At 67.8% G+C, this 18,123-nt stretch carries 15 protein-coding genes; 8 read left to right on the forward strand and 7 right to left on the reverse strand.

The genetic code is table 11. The features are described from left to right. The 3 genes from SBI67_RS01340 to sfnG form a co-directional block, all read right to left on the reverse strand. Positions 1 to 1,401 carry a cell division protein PerM gene (locus SBI67_RS01340; RefSeq protein WP_318978838.1) on the reverse strand — a complete coding sequence of 467 codons (1,401 nt, stop codon included), beginning with the start codon at positions 1,399 to 1,401 and terminating at the stop codon, positions 1 to 3. Positions 1,402 to 1,473: 72 nt separating this feature from the next. After that, complete coding sequence (locus SBI67_RS01345) at positions 1,474 to 2,358, reverse strand: DUF5336 domain-containing protein (protein WP_318978839.1); 885 nt, start codon at positions 2,356 to 2,358, stop codon at positions 1,474 to 1,476. 59 nt (positions 2,359 to 2,417) lie between these two features. Next, complete coding sequence (sfnG, locus tag SBI67_RS01350; RefSeq protein WP_318979540.1) at positions 2,418 to 3,548, reverse strand: dimethylsulfone monooxygenase SfnG; 1,131 nt, start codon at positions 3,546 to 3,548, stop codon at positions 2,418 to 2,420. A gap of 113 nt (positions 3,549 to 3,661) precedes the next feature. On the opposite strand from sfnG, the gene SBI67_RS01355 reads away from it, so the two are divergent. Together SBI67_RS01355 and SBI67_RS01360 are read left to right on the forward strand one after the other, a co-directional pair. Then, positions 3,662 to 4,510 carry an LLM class F420-dependent oxidoreductase gene (locus SBI67_RS01355; RefSeq protein WP_318978840.1) on the forward strand — a complete coding sequence of 283 codons (849 nt, stop codon included), beginning with the start codon at positions 3,662 to 3,664 and terminating at the stop codon, positions 4,508 to 4,510. A gap of 127 nt (positions 4,511 to 4,637) precedes the next feature. Further along, on the forward strand, positions 4,638 to 4,937 hold the full coding sequence (locus SBI67_RS01360; RefSeq protein WP_318978841.1) for a hypothetical protein: 300 nt from the start codon (positions 4,638 to 4,640) through the stop codon (positions 4,935 to 4,937). A 93-nt stretch (positions 4,938 to 5,030) separates the two neighbouring features. On the opposite strand, the gene SBI67_RS01365 is transcribed toward SBI67_RS01360, so the two are convergent. Then, positions 5,031 to 6,557: an acetyl-CoA acetyltransferase gene (locus SBI67_RS01365; protein WP_318978842.1), complete on the reverse strand. Its 1,527-nt coding sequence runs from the start codon at positions 6,555 to 6,557 to the stop codon at positions 5,031 to 5,033. A 149-nt stretch (positions 6,558 to 6,706) separates the two neighbouring features. Here SBI67_RS01365 and SBI67_RS01370 point away from each other — a divergent pair, with 149 nt between their 5' ends. The 4 genes from SBI67_RS01370 (at position 6,707) to SBI67_RS01385 (ending at position 11,552) form a co-directional block, all read left to right on the forward strand. Next, positions 6,707 to 7,822: an ATP-binding protein gene (locus SBI67_RS01370; protein ID WP_318979541.1), complete on the forward strand. Its 1,116-nt coding sequence runs from the start codon at positions 6,707 to 6,709 to the stop codon at positions 7,820 to 7,822. A gap of 4 nt (positions 7,823 to 7,826) precedes the next feature. Further along, entirely contained in the window at positions 7,827 to 8,924 is a 1,098-nt protein-coding gene (locus tag SBI67_RS01375; RefSeq protein WP_318978843.1) for a MarR family transcriptional regulator, read from the forward strand. Positions 8,925 to 8,966: 42 nt separating this feature from the next. Then, positions 8,967 to 9,587, forward strand: a complete 621-nt coding sequence (locus SBI67_RS01380; protein ID WP_318978844.1) for a TetR/AcrR family transcriptional regulator — start codon at positions 8,967 to 8,969, stop codon at positions 9,585 to 9,587. Positions 9,588 to 9,662: 75 nt separating this feature from the next. Next, positions 9,663 to 11,552, forward strand: a complete 1,890-nt coding sequence (locus tag SBI67_RS01385) for a S9 family peptidase (RefSeq protein WP_318978845.1) — start codon at positions 9,663 to 9,665, stop codon at positions 11,550 to 11,552. A 76-nt stretch (positions 11,553 to 11,628) separates the two neighbouring features. On the opposite strand, the gene sucD is transcribed toward SBI67_RS01385, so the two are convergent. Both sucD and sucC read right to left on the reverse strand, forming a co-directional pair. Continuing rightward, the gene (sucD, locus tag SBI67_RS01390) at positions 11,629 to 12,531 is read right to left on the reverse strand and encodes a succinate--CoA ligase subunit alpha (protein ID WP_036397254.1); all 903 of its coding nucleotides are present in this window, start codon (positions 12,529 to 12,531) and stop codon (positions 11,629 to 11,631) included. Between the two features lie 12 nt (positions 12,532 to 12,543). Then, positions 12,544 to 13,707: an ADP-forming succinate--CoA ligase subunit beta gene (gene sucC / locus SBI67_RS01395; RefSeq protein WP_318978846.1), complete on the reverse strand. Its 1,164-nt coding sequence runs from the start codon at positions 13,705 to 13,707 to the stop codon at positions 12,544 to 12,546. Positions 13,708 to 13,977: 270 nt separating this feature from the next. On the opposite strand from sucC, the gene SBI67_RS01400 reads away from it, so the two are divergent. Together SBI67_RS01400 and SBI67_RS01405 are read left to right on the forward strand one after the other, a co-directional pair. Beyond that, complete coding sequence (locus SBI67_RS01400; protein WP_318978847.1) at positions 13,978 to 15,048, forward strand: M23 family metallopeptidase; 1,071 nt, start codon at positions 13,978 to 13,980, stop codon at positions 15,046 to 15,048. Position 15,049: 1 nt separating this feature from the next. Beyond that, entirely contained in the window at positions 15,050 to 15,616 is a 567-nt protein-coding gene (locus tag SBI67_RS01405) for a hypothetical protein (protein WP_318978848.1), read from the forward strand. On the opposite strand, the gene pcrA is transcribed toward SBI67_RS01405, so the two are convergent. Then, a complete protein-coding gene (gene pcrA, locus SBI67_RS01410) occupies positions 15,617 to 17,926 on the reverse strand; it encodes a DNA helicase PcrA (protein ID WP_318978849.1) in 2,310 nt (769 codons plus the stop codon). It lies immediately after the preceding gene. Positions 17,927 to 18,123 lie beyond the last annotated feature (197 nt).

Consider the following 18,123-nt stretch of genomic DNA (forward strand, 5'->3'; position numbering starts at 1 on the left):
CTAGTCGGCCTGTTCGCGCGGCTTTTCGACCGGATCCCCGTCGGTGAGGAAGTGCTCTTCCGGATCGAGCAGGGGCTCGTCGGGGTGCGGGTTCTGGGCACGGGGCGGGGCGCTGGTCTCGGCCTCCGGGACCACCTGGGCCGCCTGCACCTCGGTGACGTCGTCGATCTCCACGACCTCGACGTCGACCGGTTCGTCCAGCCGCACCACGTCGGTGACGGCATCGTCGGGCTCCGGTTCGGACTGCGGTTCCGGCTCGGGTACCGGCTTGACCGGTTTGGGTCGCTTGGCCAGACCCCCGGCCATCGCCACGGTGAGGCCGCCGATCGAGACGAACCACAGGAACACGGCGGGCCCGAACGTGACCTGGTCGACCCCGACGTCACCGAAGTTGCCAAGCCGTCCGCCACCGGCGTAACCGAGCAGCGCCATCACCGCGGCCGCGACGGCGGCCGCCACCACCAGCTTGGCGGCGGCGACCGGCAGCGGCACCGGGCGCCGGGCACACTGCTGCCCCAGCGCCACCGCCGACACCGCGGCGACGATCAGCAACGCGACCCAGATCGGACCGAGCGGCGGGGTGGGCATGGCCGCCAACACCGGTACCGCCGGGATGTCTCCGCCCAGCACGGTGAACGAGCTGAAGGTGGCCAGCCCGACATGCGCCGTCGATCCGACGGCCACTGCCGCGGTGCCGACGATGACGTTGGGGATGTAGAGCGCCGACAGCAGGGTGAGGCTGAACTGCCCGAACACCGAGTCGGTGATCCCGAACAGGTCGTGCATGGTGCCCCAGTGCACGATCAGCGACCCCGTCGCCACCGCACCGGACAGGCCGAACAGCGCCAGCACGCCGGCACCGGCACCGCGCAGGGCGTCGGGCAGCCAGCCCGGCACCCAGGGCACCGACCGCAGCTTGCCGGTGAGCAGCACGCCGACGGCCGCGCCGACGGCATGGACGGCGAGTACGCCGGCGAAGGCGCGCCCGGCGTTGGGCGTCTGGAGTTCGGTGAGCACCGAGGACGCGTCGTGGATGACGGCCAGCGCGAGCGCCGCGATGAGCAGCGGTCCACCCAGGGCGGAGGCCACCACCCACCGGATGACGAACCAGGACGACCGCGCCGCGGCGGCCGCGGTGGTCCGGGCGGTGCCCCACACCATCAGCAGCACCGGCAGCAGCGGCATCACGCCCAGCTCGCGGCCACCGATCGACACCGGCACCTGATGTACGCCGAGCCACATGCTGGCGATGGCGCCGAAGGCGCCGGTCATATCGCTGTTGGCGATGAGCAGCTGAAGCAGCGTCACCGCCGCGATGATCCCGAGGGCAACCAGAGAGGGCCCGAACGCGACACGCAGCAGATCGCGTGCCTGCCGAGTGCCGACTGACCGGTTGTCCACTAGCTGGGTCGCTCCTCGCCTGCTGGCCTCACGCACACCGGGTCCTCCGTGCCCGGACGCGCGACGCCCAGACTACGACGGCGGCGGCCCGGCTTGCTCTGAGGACGCGGCGTGAGATTGTGTCGGGACCGCTGTGGTCGGGTCCGACGATCCGGCAGGCTGCGGCTGACCGAACGCGGGGAAACCGGTCGGCGGCGTGGGCGGACCACTCTGCGGCCCCGGGGCGCCGGCGGCGGCGAAACCGCCGGTGCTCGGACCCTGGTAGCCGCCGTACTGGGCCGGCGGCGCATAACCCGGCCGGCCCTGCTGCGGCGGGGCGGGCGGTGCACCGTACGGCTGGCCCGGCTGCGGGCCGGGCTGCTGGCCACCGTGCTGGCCCCCTTGCTGGCCCCCTTGCTGACCGTAGTACGGGGCACCGTACTGGCCATAGGGCTGCTCGTACCGCGGCCGCGGTTCCGGGGCGGTGATGATGCCCGACTCCAGCAACAGCGCCGCGATCGCCGCACCGGCCTGCAGCACGGTGCAGATGATCACCAGATACAGCGCCCAGCCGATCGTCACCCCTTGCGGCGCGTTGATCACCTCACCGAGCACCAGCAGGAAGGACAGCAGCGCGATGGCCGCCACCACTCCGGCGGACACCTTCTGCTTGGGCAGCAGGCCGACGGCGGCGATCAGACCGGCCAGTACCGACGCCGCCACCGCCAGCCCGATGCCGATGGTGCTGCCACTGGCGCTGCCGAACTGCGGGAAGTCCGAGCTCTTGATCGTGAGCAGCGGACCGAAGTTGAACGCGTAGGTGGCCAGGCCGAGGGCGGCGATGGCGGCGAACAGGTAGACCGGCAGCTTGACCGGCTCCGCCGGATCGGCGACCTTCCCGAACTGCTGCGTCGGCGCGATGTACTGGTTGCCCTGCTGGGCCTGCGGATATCCGGGACTACCGGGTGGGTAAGTCATGACTCTCCTGTGTCAGCGATCTCGACCACCCACGCTAGCGCACCCACATGTGAGCGACCTCAGGCCGATACGAGCACCGACGCGTCCAGCGTGTCGACCTCGGACGCCTCGATTTCGCGCACCAGCGGCAGCACATGCTTGCCGAAGTATTCGATCTCTTCCTGGAAGTGGAGGAAGCCACCCAGGATCAGGTCGACGCCCCGTTTGCGGTACGCGGCGATGCGCTCGGCGATCTGCTCGGGGGTGCCGATCAGCTGGGTGCGGAACCCGTCGTTGTATTGGACGAGGTCCTCGAAGGACGAGTCGGCCCACATGCCCTTCTTGTCCGCGGTCGAGTTGCCGGCCTGTTGCACCGCCCCGCGGAATCCCTCGACGGCCGGCTTGTTGGCCTTGGCGATGATCTCCCGCAGCGTTTCCTTCGCTTCCTTCTCCGAATCCCGCGCGATGATGAAACCGTTGAGGCCGAACTTGACCTCACGGCCCGCGGCTCTCGCGTGATCGCGGACCTCGACGACCTGCTCGGTGATGCCGTCGAAATCCTTGCCGTTGGAGAAGTACCAGTCGGCGTAATAGCCGCCGTTGCGGCGGGCGGCCGTGGAATTGCCACCCTGGAACAGTTCGGGGTTGGGCCGCTCGGGGGTGTTCAGCGGCTTGGGCTTGAGGGTGAAGTCGTGGATGCGATAGAAGTCGCCGCGGAAATCCACGTCGTCCTCGGTCCAGATCTTGCGCAGCACCTGCAGGAACTCGGCGCTGCGTCGGTAGCGCTCGTCGTGCTCCAGCCAGGGCTCACCCAGGTGGGTGAACTCGTCCTTGAACCAGCCGGACACCACGTTGACCGCGAACCGGCCACCGGACAGGTGATCGGCGGTGGCCCCGAGTTTGGCCAGCACGGCCGGTTGCCACAGGCCCGGATGCACGGCGGCGATCACCTTGAGCCGCTCGGTGGCCAGCAGCAGGGCCAGGCTGAAACTGGTCGATTCATGCTGATACTCGGCGCCGTAGCTGGCTTCGTAGCGAACCTGGGACAGGGCGTACTCGAACCCGTTGTTCTCCGCGGTCTGCGCGAGCTTGCGGTTGTACTCGTAATTCCAGTCGGTGCGCTGCTCGATATCGCTGGTGACCAGGCCCCCACTGACGTTGGGCACCCAGTAGGCGAACTTGATGTGATCGGCGATGCGTTCGGTCGTCATGGCTGTCATGGCAGCAGCCCGGGCAGCGATAGTCACCAGTAACGATCTGCCTGAACCGAACCGTCCGGGCCCCACCCTTGCCCCGAAGACTAGAACACGTTCTAATTCTTGCCATGGACTTTGGGCTCGTACTCTTCACCAGCGATCGCGGCATCGCCCCGGCAGCCGCGGGCAAGCTCGCCGATGACCACGGCTTCACCACCTTCTACGTGCCCGAGCACACCCACATCCCGATCAAGCGGCAGGCCGCGCATCCGACCACCGGTGACGAAACTCTGCCCGACGACCGCTACATGCGGACCCTCGATCCGTGGGTCTCGCTGGGCGGGGTGGCCGCCGTGACCGAGCGGGTGCGACTGTCCACCGCGGTGGCCCTGCCCGTCGAGCACGACCCCATCACGCTGGCCAAGTCGATCGCGACGCTGGATCACCTGTCCGGCGGCCGGGTCAGCCTCGGCGTCGGATTCGGTTGGAACACCGACGAACTCGCCGACCACAAGGTGCCACCGGGTCGGCGTCGGACCATGTTGCGGGAGTACCTGGAGGCCATGCGGGCGCTGTGGACGCAGGAAGAAGCCGCCTACGACGGCGAGTTCGTCAACTTCGGCCCCAGTTGGGCGTGGCCCAAGCCGGTCCAGTCACACATCCCGGTGTTGGTCGGCGCGGCCGGCACCGAGAAGAACTTCAAGTGGATCGCGCGCTCGGCCGACGGCTGGATCACCACGCCCCGGGACTTCGACATCGACGAGCCGGTGAAGCTGTTGCAGGACACCTGGGCAGCCGCAGGCCGGGACGGGGCGCCACAGATCGTCGCGCTCGACTTCAAGCCGGACCCTGACAAACTCGCGCGCTGGCGCGAACTCGGCGTCACCGAGGTGTTGTTCGGCCTTCCGGACAAATCCGAGGCGGAGGTCGGGGCGTACGTCGAACGGCTCGCGGGCAAGCTCGCCGCCCTGGTCTGAGGTTTGCTGGAGCGGCCCGGAAGGTAACGCGCGACCGTCTTTTCGGTGACCGCGCGATGAACGCCGTTCGACCGATCGGCGGCCGGATTCACAGCATATTCACCGGAACAGGGCCAACGATGCTCGCATGTCAGTCGCCCCGCTCTCGGACGAATACGAGATCCGCCTGCCCGCCCGGCCGGTGCTGGTCACCGGCGGGAGGCGACATCCCGGCGCGGCCGACGCGGCGCAGGCACGCCTGTTCGCGGCACTGTTGGAAGCCGAGATCGCCGAACTCAGCGCGTATGCGGTAGCGGCCGAGGAGAAGTGGAAGCGCAGCCACCCGGCCGACGCCAAGCGCCCAGACGGGCTGGCGCGCCAGCATGCGCGGGTGGACGAGGCGCGCCGGCTACTGGCCGCGCTGCACCAACGGTTCGCCTTCACCTGATCGAATTCGGATCAGCCGGAGTCGAATTCGGCTCGCCCACCGGTCCGCGGATCGGCACCCAGCGGACCCGACACGGCGTCGGGTTTGCCGGCCTCAGGCCAGCGTCGCGCGGTTGCCCTGCTCGGTCGCGCGCACCGCGATCGCCGCGCCCAGCGGTTCGCCGTCGGACAGCAGCGCCACCAGTGCCGCGTCGTCGGTGGTGGCCAGGAAGCGCGACCCGTCGCCGTCCAACCGGCCGACGATGATGCCGGTGTGCGGGGTCCAGTCGTAGCGCACCGTGTAGGTCTCGATGGTCGCCGCCCCGTCGGCCTGCTCGGTGACGGCCACCGCCGGGTAGCCGGCCACCTCGTCCTGCAGTTCGGTGCTGCGGTCAGGCGTCCAGTCGGCGGGTTCGGTGGAGTAGATGCCGACCGAATACTTGCTCGCGATACCGCCGTTGGCACCGACGAGCGCGAATTGGCCAGGCCTGTCCCGCATTTCGTTGACCGCTTCGGCGATGCCGTGCAGCGAGTAGTTGTTGCCCGGGCCGCCGAAGAACGGCAGCCCACCGGTGAGGGTCAGCCCGCGCTCGTCGTCGGTCGCCAGCCCGAGCCCGTCACAGATATTGAACACCGGGAACGGGAAGCAGCTGTAGAGGTCGATTGCCGCGATATCGTCGATGCCGATACCCGCCACGCGTAGCGCCTCGCGCACCGCGAGCACCGAGGCGGGGCTGGCGCCCAGATCGGCACGCTCCAGCAGTTTCTGTTCCTTCATGTCGGCATGCCCGCGCAGGTACACCCATTTGTCCTCGGGCACACCGAGTTCCCGAGCCCTGCCTACCGACATGAGCAGCGCCGCCGCGCCCTGGTTCACCTGGTCGCGCGCCACCATGAGGCGCGGATAGGGATCACAGATCATCCGGTTGGCGGGCGTCACGGTGACCAGTTCGTCGACCGACCGTTCCGTGGGCGCCGACGAGTACGGGTTCTTGGCAGCGACTTTGGAGAACGGGGCGAACAGTTCGGCCATCGCCAGCCGGTAGTCGGCCACCGACAGGCCCAGCCGGGCCCGCCGCGCGTTCTCCAACAAGCCGTATTGGACCGGGGCGCCGATCAGTCCGTGCTTGATCGTGTATTCGTCGAAGATGCCGTCGTAGCCGTAGCCGCGATCCTCCAGCTGGCCGCCGACGGTCTCGGAGTGGTCGGGCTTGTCGTCGCGGTCGGCGAAGTACCGCAGGCTCGAGGTGTTCTCCGACCCCATCACCAGGACCACATCGGCCTCGCCGGCGGCGATGGCGCCGGCGAACTCGGTGACCAGATGCTGCGGGCTCTGGCCGCCGATCACCTCCAGCACGGCGCGCGCGGGGTCGGCGCCGATGCGCGCGGCCACCGACCGCGGGTAGTTGTCGGACTTGCCCAGGGGCGCCGGCGTGCGGCCGGAGATCTCGAACTGCCGGGTTCCGGCGATGACGTCGACGGCACGTGCGACGAAGGCCGGATCGGCGCCGGTGTTCTCCAGGGCGGCCCGCGCCGCGGCGGCGGCAAGGTCGACCGACGACATGCCGCGATAGCCGGAATCGCCGAGACATTCGGTGAACTGACCGACGCCGACGATGACCGGGGTACGGGAATCGACCATGACATATCTCCTGACAGGTGTTAATTCGCCAGGCTAATGGATAGCCCCGCGCGAAGCACAACGGTCTCCACGTCACAGTTGACGTACGTCTTACTCGACGTACATCAATTTGGACGTACAATTACCGGATGTCGTGGCCGGTTCGTCCCATGTCCCTGGTGGTGGGTGGCGTGGTGCCGCCCGAGAATGTCGTGGGCCGCGTCCGGGAGCAGCAGGAAATCCTGGCCGCCGTGCCCGATGGTGGCGCGGCCCTGGTCGGCGACCGCAGGCACGGCAAGACCTCACTGGCGCGATTGGTGGCCCACACCGCCCGCGGGCGCGGCTGGCCGGTGATCACGGTGAGCGCCGAACGGCAGACCTACGCCGAATTCGTCTCGGCATTGGCGAGTGAGCTCGGCCGCCTTGACACGACGCTGCGCCAGGAGGTCGAGCGCTGGAAGATCGCCTTCGGCACCGGTCCGGTGCGGTTCGAGCGGGCGCGTGCCGAAGCCGCGCTCGACGATCTGCTGCAGCGGGCGGTCAGCCGTGCCCGCGGCGGCCCGCTGGTGCTGTTCATCGACGAGGTCACCGTGCTGGCCCGCAACCTGGAGCGGGAGAGGCCCGGCGGCGGAGACGGTTTCCTGCATCTGCTGCGTCGCCTACGCCAAGAGCACTCCGGCCGGCTGGCCACGGTGCTGTCCGGATCGATCGGTTTCCACCATGTTTCCGGCGACGCGCTCAGCTCGGTCAACGACATCCGCAAGGTCACCGTCGGCCCGATCCGTGCCGACCACGCCACCTATCTGGCCGAGTGCCTGCTGCTGGGCGCGCAGGTCGGCACCACCGACCGTCATGCGGTGGCCGCCGCCGTCGCCGCCGCGGCCGAAGACGTGCCGTATTACATCCAGCACCTGGTGGCCGCCGCGGCCCGGCTCGGTGAACCGGTCAGCGCCGAACGCATCCCGCTGTTGCTGGACGCGGCGATCGCCGATCCGCACGATCCGTGGGACCTGCGCCATTACCGCGACCGGCTGCGCAATTACTACGGCGACGACGCACCGGCCATCGCCGAGCTGCTCGACATCTACGCTCACGCTCCGGAACCGTTGAGTGTCACCATGATTCTGCGGTTGTTGCACAGCGAGGGTTCCCCCATCACCGACAAGGACCAGCTGGTGTCCTTCATCGAACGGCTGGAGCAGGACCATTATCTGCGCCGCCACGGTGATGACGACGTCTTCTCCTCCGGGCTGGTGCAACGCGCGTGGCGGGCCATGCGGAGATGAACCGATGAGCGCACCGCTGTACACCCCCGGCACCGCCGGTGCCGCCGACCTGGAAGCGCGCACGGTCGGGCGGGAGGCTTTGTTGGCCACGCTGGTCCAGCGTCTCGGGACGGCCGCGACGGACGGCTCCCGGCCACACACCCTGCTCGTCGGACCGCGCGGCAGCGGTAAGACCCATACCGTGCGGGTCGCCCTCCATCGCACCCTGGCGTCACACGCCGACCATGTTCTGCCCCTGGTCATTCCCGAAGACGCGTTGGCCATCGGGAGCTACGCCGATCTGCTCGTCGAACTGCTGCGGACCCGTCGTGCAGATGCGAAGGACCTGCGCGACGACGTGGTCGAGCTGGAACGGACCATCCTCGATATCGCCGACGGCCGGATGGTGCTGGCCGTCATCGAGAACCTGGACCGGATATTCGACGCGATCGGCGAAGCCGGCCAAGGAAGCCTGCGGGCGTGGGTCGAAACATCGACGGCCGTAACGATTTTCGCTACCGCACCAAGACTCTTCCCCGGTGTGTCGTCACGCAGCCACCCCTGGTACGGCTCGTTCATCATCGAGAACCTGGCCGACCTGACCGTGGCAGACGGCGCGCGGATCGTGGCCAGAACGGCCCGCGACCGTGGCGACGACGAACTGGCCGAATATGTGCGCTCTGCCGACGGCACACACCGGCTCTCGCAGATCGCCGCGGTGACCGGTGGCGCGCCCCGGATCTGGCGGATGGTCGGCGACGTCGCCGACCGCCGGCGCCTGGCCGCCGTCACCCCGGTACTGACGGCGCTGCTGGACCGGTTGACCCCGCTCTACCAGCACCGGCTGTGGGAACTACCGCCCGGCGAACAGCGACTGGTGGTCGAGATCGCACGCGGCGACGGGCCGCGCACCGTCTCCGAACTCGCTGCCGCCGTGGGAGTTTCGAATCAGACCGCATCGGCGGCACTGGGCCGGCTGGTGGCGACACGCTGGGTGACGGCCGCCAAGTCCGACACCGGTGACCGGCGCGCCACCTGGTACGACCTCACCGAACCACTGGTACGCCACGTGCTGCGCTACCGGGAGGGGCAACCGCCCACCCTTGACGAGTTTGTCACTTAGTGACACAGTGGACCTGTCACTAAGTGACAAGTCGAGGGGGTGGTGCAGATCGGTGACAAGCAGGCGCAGGCACGCCTGGCCGTGTCCCGGCACGCGGCCGCCCTCTTCTGGGAACGTGGGGTCGCCGCCACCAGTGGTGACGATATTGCCGCTGCCGCAGGACTTTCCACCAGAACCATCTGGCGCTACTTCCGCACCAAGGAGAGTTGTGTCGAGCCGTTGCTGGCCAAATCAGCAGAACGCTTCCTGGATTCGGCGCGCCGCTGGCCGCACGCACTGTCCCTCATCGAGCATCTGGCCGCCGAGGCCGTCGCCTACCCGCTGTCCCCGCAAGATATCGAGGATGAGGTGGCCGCGCTGCGGATCGCCACGCTGTCACACACCGACCCCGCGCTACGCACCGCCTACCTGATGGTGCACGACCAGATGGAACGCGGATTGATCCCGGTCATCGCCGACCGCCTCGGCGTGCCGGACGACCATCTCACCGCTCGGCTCTACGCCGCCACGGTCACCGGCGCATTCCGCGTCATCGACGAAGACGTCGGCCACACCGTCATCGTCGAAGGTAAACCGGTCAGCCAGGACGAGGCCTACGCACTGATCGACCGCGCCATCCGGGAGGCCACCGACGGCCGCATAGGCGGACCCGTACAGCCCTGAGCCGTTCTCCCCCAAATCATTACGAGCCCACGTCAGGTGGGTTCGTCGACCCAGCGCGCCCGAGAAAGGACCACAGTGCCCACTCATATCACCGTCGAGGAGTTCTTCCGCCCGCCCGACCGGACAGGGGCGACCATCTCCCCCGACGGCACCCGCCTGGCCTACCTGGCTCCGTGGCGCAACCGCCTCAACGTCTGGGTACAGAGTCTGGACACCGACGAGCCGCCCCGCTGCGTCACCGCCGACGACACCCGTAGCGTGTACCTCTACCGCTGGACCCAGGACCCACGCTGGCTGCTGTACATGCAGGACACCGGCGGCGACGAACATTGGCACGTCTACCGGGTCGACCTCGACGACCCGGCCACCCCGGCAGTCGATCTCACGCCGTTCCCCGGTGTCCGCGCGAATGTCGAGTTGCTCAAAGCCCGACCCGGCAAGGCGCTGGTGCAGCTGAACAGACGCAACCCTGAGCTGTTCGACGCCTACGAACTCGACATCGCCTCGGGCGAGCTGACGCTGCTGGCCGAAAACCCCGGCACGGTCGTCGGTTGGCTGAGCAGCCAGACCGGGGACCTGTTCAGCAACACGCTGACAGCCGACGGCGACATCGAGCTCTCGCGGTGGGATCCGGCGGCAAAAACGTTGCGGTGCATCAAAATCTACGACGGCAGCGACTACCCGCTGGGTATCCATCCCATCGCCGTCACACCCGACGGGACCGGTCTGTGGCTGGGCTCCAACGAAGGCACCGACCGCACCCGCCTGGTGCGGGTCGACGTGGCCACCGGCACCGAGACCGAGGTGGACAGCCACCCCACCCTGGAGCTGGGCGCCCAGTTGATGCTGCCCGCACCGATGATCCTCAGTTCCCGGACCGGTGAGCTGATCGGGGCCAGGTACTACGGGGAGCGTCAGGTGATCCACGCGCTCGACCCGGAGTTCGCCGAGGTACTGGGCGATGTGACGGCGCTCTCCGATGGAGACCTGGCGACCATATCCGCCGACGACAACGGCCGGCGCTGGGTCGTCAGCTTCACCCACGACCGCGACCCTTGGGCCACCTACCTTTACGACCGCTCCACCGGTGAGCACCGGCTGTTGTTCCGGCCCTACCCGCACCTGGACCCCGAGGCACTAGCCCCGATGCGGCCGGTCACCATCGAATCGCGCGACGGCCTGGACCTGCACGGCTACCTCACCCTGCCGGTCGGGACGGAGCAGACGAACCTGCCGCTGGTGCTGCTGGTGCACGGCGGGCCGTGGGCACGCGACTGCTGGGGTTATCAGCCCGACGTGCAACTGCTGGCCAACCGCGGATATGCGGTGCTGCAGGTCAACTTTCGCGGCTCGACGGGCTACGGCAAGGCGTTCGTCCAGGCCGCCATCGGTGAGTTCGCCGGCAAGATGCACGACGATCTGATCGACGCCGTCGACTGGGCCGTGCAGCGGGGCATCGCCGACCGGGACCGGGTGGCCATCTTCGGCGGCTCCTACGGCGGGTATGCCGCGCTGGTCGGCGTGACCTTCACCCCCGATGTCTTCGCCGCGGCCATCGACTATGTCGGGATCTCCAGCCTGCCCAACTTCATGCGGACCCTGCCGAATATCGCCCGGCCCTTCCTGGCGAACAACTGGCACCGCTATGTCGGCGACCCGTCGGATCCGGCACAAGAGGCCGATATGCTGGCCCGCTCACCGATCACCAAGGTGGACGCCATTCGCACCCCGTTGCTGATCATCCAGGGCGCCAACGATTCTCGGGTGGTGCAGGCCGAGTCCGACAACATGGTGGCGGCACTGCGGGCCCGCGGGGTGCAGGTCGAGTATCTGGTCAAGGACGACGAGGGGCACGGTTTCCTCAACCCGGACAACCAGATGGACCTCTACCACGCCGTCGAACGTTTCCTGGCCCAACACCTCCCCGCCGAGACGACGGTTGATGGCGCGAAACAGCCCGATTGACAGCAGGAACCGTAGTGTCGGCGCGACAAGAATGGCCCCCGCGAATCCCGCGGGGGCCATTCTCGTATGCAGCTCGTTACAGCGTCTCGAAGATCTCCCGAGCCAGCTTGGCGGTCTCGGACGGCGTCTTGCCGACCTTCACCCCAGCGGCCTCCAGAGCCTCCTTCTTGCCCTGCGCGGTACCCGCACCGTCGGAGACGATGGCGCCGGCGTGGCCCATGGTCTTGCCCTCCGGAGCGGTGAAACCGGCGACGTAGCCGACGACCGGCTTGGTGACGTTGGCCTGGATGTAGGCGCCGGCCTTCTCCTCGGCGTCGCCACCGATCTCACCGATCATCACGATCAGCTTGGTCTCGGGATCCTTCTCGAACGCCTCGAGGGCGTCGATGTGGGTGGTGCCGATGACCGGGTCGCCGCCGATGCCGATGGCGGTGGAGAAGCCGAGATCGCGCAGCTCGTACATCATCTGGTAGGTCAGCGTGCCGGACTTCGACACCAGGCCGATCGGGCCCTTGCCGGTGATGTTGTTCGGCGTGATGCCGACCAGCGACTCACCCGGGGTGATGATGCCGGGACAGTTCGGGCCGATGATCCGGGTCTTCTGGCCCTTCTCGACGTTATAGGCCCACGCATAGGCGCTGTCCTGCACCGGGATTCCCTCGGTGATGACCACCAGCAGCGGGATCTCGGCGTCGATGGCCTCGATGATGGCGTCCTTCGAGAAGGCCGGCGGCACAAAGGCGATCGACACGTCGGCGCCGGTCTCCTTGATGGCCTCGGCCACCGAACCGAACACCGGCAGCTCGATGTCGTTGCCGTCTTTGTCCTTATGAGCGACGGTAGTACCCGCCTTGCGGGCATTCACGCCGCCGACCACCTGGGTGCCGGCCTTGAGCATCAGCGCGGTGTGCTTGGTGCCCTCGCCGCCGGTGATGCCCTGGACGATGACTTTGCTGTCCTTGTTCAGAAAAATCGACATTGATTGCGTCCCTTACTTGTTCGCCAGCTCGGCGGCTTTGTCGGCGCCGGCGTCCATGGTCTCGGCCTGGATCACCAGCGGGTGGTTGGCCTCGGCCAGGATGCGGCGGCCCTCTTCGACGTTGTTGCCGTCCAGGCGGACCACGAGCGGCTTGTTGGCCTCGTCACCGAGGATCTGCAGCGCCTTGACGATGCCGTTGGCGACCGCGTCGCAGGCGGTGATGCCGCCGAACACGTTCACGAACACACTCTTGACCTGAGAGTCGCCCAGGATGACGTCCAGACCGTTGGCCATCACCTCGGCCGAGGCGCCACCGCCGATATCCAGGAAGTTGGCCGGCTTCACGCCGCCGTGCTTCTCGCCGGCGTAGGCGACGACGTCCAGGGTCGACATGACCAGACCGGCACCGTTACCGATGATGCCGACCTCGCCGTCGAGCTTGACGTAGTTGAGGTCGTTCTCCTTGGCCTTGAGCTCCAGGGGATCGGTGGCGTCCTTGTCCTCGAACGCGGCATGCCCGGGCTGCCGGAAGTCGGCGTTGGCGTCCAGGGTGACCTTGCCGTCCAGCGCGAGGATCTGGTTGTCCGGGGTACGCACCAGCGGGTTGACCTCGACCAGGGTGGCGTCCTCCCCGACGAAGACCTCCCACAGCTTCTGGATGGTCACGGCTGCGGCGTCGAGCACCTCGGCGGGCAGGTGGCCCTTCTCGGCGATCTCACGCGCGAAGGCCAAGTCGACACCCTTGACCGCGTCGACGGGCACCTTGGCGAGCCGCTCGGGCTTGGTGGCGGCGACCTCTTCGATCTCCATGCCGCCCTCGACCGAGCACATGGCCAGGTAGGTGCGGTTGGAGCGGTCCAGCAGGAACGAGATGTAGTACTCCTCGGCAATATCACTCGCCTCGGCGACCAGCAGCTTCTTGACGATATGGCCCTTGATGTCCAGGCCGAGGATGTTCTGGGAGTGGGTGAACGCGTCCTCCGGGGTGGCGGCGTACTTGACGCCACCGGCCTTGCCGCGGCCGCCGACCTTGACCTGAGCCTTGACCATGACCGGCTTGCCGATTTCCTCGGCGATCGCCTTGGCGTCCTCGGGCGAGTCGGTGACCCGGCCGGGCGTGGTGGGGACGTTGTGCTTGGCGAACAACTCTTTCGCCTGATATTCGAAGAGATCCATGAGCTCCGAGAAATCCCTGTCTGTCTGCGTTGACGTTTGAATTCACTTCAGCGTTTGGGCCTGACTGGCTCGCTGGGCACTTTATCGACCCGCGCCGCGACCTCCCCCACCGCCCACCTGACTTGTGCTAAATCTCACCGGCCCCGCTCAGTGATACAAGTCACAATCCCAGCCGGAACACCCGCTTGGGTTGCCACTCACATTCGCGTTTCGTTACCGTGCCTACTGGTCCAGATCACGGCAAGGTCACGAAAAGAAGGACATCGCAGGTTGCTTGAGCACAGTTCGCCCCGCTCCCCGAAGGGAACCGCGACGAGTGCTCGCAAGCCGATCCGTCCCGCCTCCGCCGCCGAAGTAACCGACATCATCCCGTTCAACGAATTCGGTGACCTGCCCGAACTCGACTTCCGGGACAACTCGGCATTCGACAAGGAGCAGCGCGTCATCGCGGCTCCCGAGCTCGACGACCTCAACGACACCGACGATCTGGTCCCGCTGCGGCTGGCCGTGCCGAGTGAGTTCGCATCCGACCAGCCCACGCCGTCGGCCCATGGCTACCGGGACAGCCACACCGACCTCAGCGACGGACTGGCCAAGACCGACATCATCGACATCCGCCGCCCGCGCGCCGGTGGCGCGCACCGCAAGCAGACCGTCGGCGCCGTCAAGAGCCGCCTGCTGATCGCCGCCATGGCCGCCGGCGCCACCGCCTCCGGCGCGTACACACTGAGCACCGCGGACTCGGCCAAGCCCACGTCGGACACCATCCTGACCGGCGCGCAGGCCGGCCTCAGCGGTGGTGTCATCACGGGGTCGACCGACGGCATGCAGATCGTCACCGTCGAGCCGGCCGCCAGCTCCGCGGTGCACGCCGAGGAGATCACCAAGGCCGCGGCCTTCGCCCAGGAGCGCGCCGAGCGTGAGGCCCGGCTGTCCCGGCCGCTGTTCGTGATGCCCACCAAGGGCGTGTGGACGTCAGGCTTCGGTTACCGCTGGGGTGTGCTGCACGCCGGCATCGACATCGCTGGACCCATCGGCACGCCCATCGTGGCCGTCGCCGACGGCACCGTCATCGACGCCGGCCCGACCGCGGGCTACGGGGCGTGGGTCAAGATCCGCCACAACGACGGCACCGTCACGCTGTACGGCCACGTCAACACCTGGCTGGTGTCGGTCGGTCAGCGCGTGATGGCCGGCGACCAGATCGCCACCATCGGCAACCGCGGCAACTCGACCGGCCCGCACTGCCACTTCGAGGTCTTGCTCAACGGCAGCAACCGCATCGACCCGGTGCCGTGGCTCGCCCAGCGGGGGCTTAGCCCCGGCACCTACGTTGGATGATGTGAGTTCCGACCAGTCATCCGATGAGCCACGCACGAACATCATCCGGCGGACCCCCACCGGCTCCTTTCCCGCACTCGCACCACAGCTGGGTGACGACCGCACCACCTTCGTGCGCAGCCCGGCCGAGCCCGACCAGACGAGCTACATCCCCGGCTACGCCCCACGGCCCACACCGCAGCTGGTGTCGGCGCACCGCGACCCCGGCGCCGCGGCGGCCATCGCCGCGGCAGTGTTCAGCATCCTGACCGGCTGGGCCACCGCCGTCATCGCCACCGACCTGATCGCCGGCTGGTGGCGCACCGACCGGCTGTTCTGTGTGGCCATCGGGTTCCTCACCGCGATCTCCGCGGCGGCCGGCATCGGCGGCCTGATCGCGCTGCTGCTGCGCCGGCGGCTGGGCCGGCTGCTGATCGTCATCGGTGCGGCGATCGGACTGATGATCTTCGGCTGCCTGTTCCTGGCCGGGGCGCGGTTGCACCCCGTCGTCTACGCCATGCCGGTGCTGCCGGTCGCTGCGATCGTGCTGGCGCTGTTGCCCGCGACGGGCCGGTGGGCGCGAAGCTGACTAGAGTTTGGTCACCGGAGCGTGGTTGTGCATCAGCTTGACCCGGCCCGCGCTGCCGAAATCGATGAGCGACATGGCCGATTCGCCCATCCCGGAGACCTCTTCCACCCGGCCCAGCCCGTACTTGTCGTGGGTGACGCGGTCGCCGGGCTCGAGCACCAGCAGGGTCCGGTTACGCGGCGCCGCAGACCGAGCCGGAGCCGGGCGGGCGCTGTCGGCGAACCGGCCGACACTGCGCGGGGCGCTGAGTACCGACGCCGGCGTCTCGACGCGGCGCCAGTTGATCAGCTCCTCCGGGATCTCGCGCAGGAAGCGGGATTCCGGGTTGAGCATCGGTTGTCCCCATGACGAGCGCACCTTGGCCCGGCTCAGGTAGAGCCGCTGCCGGGCCCTGGTGATGCCCACGTAGGCCAGCCGGCGCTCCTCGGACAGTTCGGTCGGGTCGCCGAGGGCCCGCATATGCGGGAACATGCCGTCCTCCCAGCCGGTCACGAACACCACCGGGAACTCCAGTCCCTTGGCGGTGTGCAGGGTCATCATGGTGACAACACCGGTGCCGTGCTCGGGGATCTCGTCGGTGTCGGCGACCAGTGAGACCCGCTCCAGGAACTGCGCCAACACCCCGGTCTCCGGGACGTCTTCGTCGAGTTCCTCCTCATCGCGAAGTGCCTGCGCATTGGCCAGGTCGATACTGAATTCGTGTGCGACGCTGACCAATTCGTTGAGGTTGTCCAGGCGCGCCAGGTCCTGCGGGTCGTTGGACGCTTCGAGCTCGCGTCGGTAGCCGGTGCGGTCGAGCACCGACTCGACCAGGTCGCCGAGCTCGCCGTCGAGGCCGCCACGCAGCTCGTCGAGCAACGCCACGAACGAGGCGATGGCCTTCTCCGAGCGGGTGTTGAGCATCGGAACCTTGCCCTCGGCGGCGGCCTGTAGGGCGTCGTTGAAACTGGCCCCGGTGTTCTCGGCGTACACCGCCACGCACGCCTCGGCGCGGTCCCCGATGCCGCGGCGCGGGGTGTTCAGGATGCGCCGCATGCTCACCGAGTCGCCGGGGTTGTCCAGCACCCGCAGGTAGGCGACGATATCGCGAATCTCCTTGCGCTCGTAGAACCGAACGCCGCCGACCACCTTGTACGGGATGCCCGAGCGGATGAACACCTCCTCCAGCGCACGCGAGGAGTTGTTGGTCCGGTAGAACACCGCGACGTCGTTGTAATTGATCTGATCCTGGTCGGCCAGCGCATCGATCTCACCGGCGACGAACCGCGCCTCGTCGTGCTCGTTGTCGGCGACGTAGCCGACGATCAGCTCCCCGTCACCGGAGTCGGTCCACAACCGCTTCTCCCGGCGCCCCGCGTTGCGGGAGATGACGGCGTTCGCGGCGTTCAGGATGGTCTGGGTGGATCGGTAATTCTGTTCCAGCAGAATGGTTGTCGCGTTCGAGTAGTCGCGCTCGAAGTCCTCGATGTTGCGGATGGTGGCGCCGCGGAACGCGTAGATGGACTGATCGGCGTCACCGACGACGCACAGTTCCGCCGGCGGCACCTCACCGGTGTCCTCAGGCCCGCCCCCGACGAGTTCGCGCACCAACACGTACTGGGCGTGGTTGGTGTCCTGGTACTCGTCGACCAGGATGTGCCGGAACCGGCGCCGGTAGTACTGGGCCACCTGCGGAAACGCTTGCAGCACACCGACGGTTTCGCCGATCAGGTCGTCGAAGTCCAGCGCGTTGGCCGCCCGCAGCCGGCGTTGGTATTCGCCGAACACCGAGACCACGGTCTTGGACATGTCGTCGGACGAGTCGGTCAGCTCGGCGACCGCCCGCTCGGGATCGACGAGCTCGTTCTTCAGATTGGAGATCCCGTTGGACAGCACCCGCGGCGAGTACCGCTTGGTGTCCAGCCCCATGTCCTTGGCGATCATCATCAGCAGGCGCCGGGAATCGTCGGCGTCGTAGATGGAGAAGTTGGAGTTGAGCCCGGGCAGCAGCGAGGCCTGGTTGCGCAGGATGCGCACACACGTCGAGTGGAACGTCGACACCCACATGTTGCGGGCCCGCGGCCCGACCAGTTGGACCACCCGCTCCCGCATCTCGGCGGCGGCCTTGTTGGTGAAGGTGATGGCCAGGATCTGCCCGACGCCGACATCGCGCGCGGCCAGCAGGTAGGCCACCCGCCGGGTCAGCACGGCCGTCTTGCCCGACCCGGCGCCGGCCACGATGAGCAGCGGCGACCCCTCGTGCAGCACCGCCTGCCGCTGCTGTGGGTTGAGTCCGTCGAGGAGTTGATCGGTTTCGCTGATGACGCTCATATCGCTGTCAAACCTACCGCTGCCCGGGGACACTTTTTGCGTCGACGGCTTCCTTGGTGGCACACTCGAAAAGTGCTCCATCTGCAGGGACGATTTTTTTACGGGTACCGATCCGCGGTGCCCGTGGTCTAGCTGCTTCCCAGAGCCCCGCGGTCCGCATCCGGATCCGGGGCTCGTCTGTTTGGTGAGGCCCGCAA

Origin of the sequence: Mycolicibacterium chengduense, from assembly GCF_033741155.1 — a bacterium.
Classification (GTDB): domain Bacteria; phylum Actinomycetota; class Actinomycetes; order Mycobacteriales; family Mycobacteriaceae; genus Mycobacterium.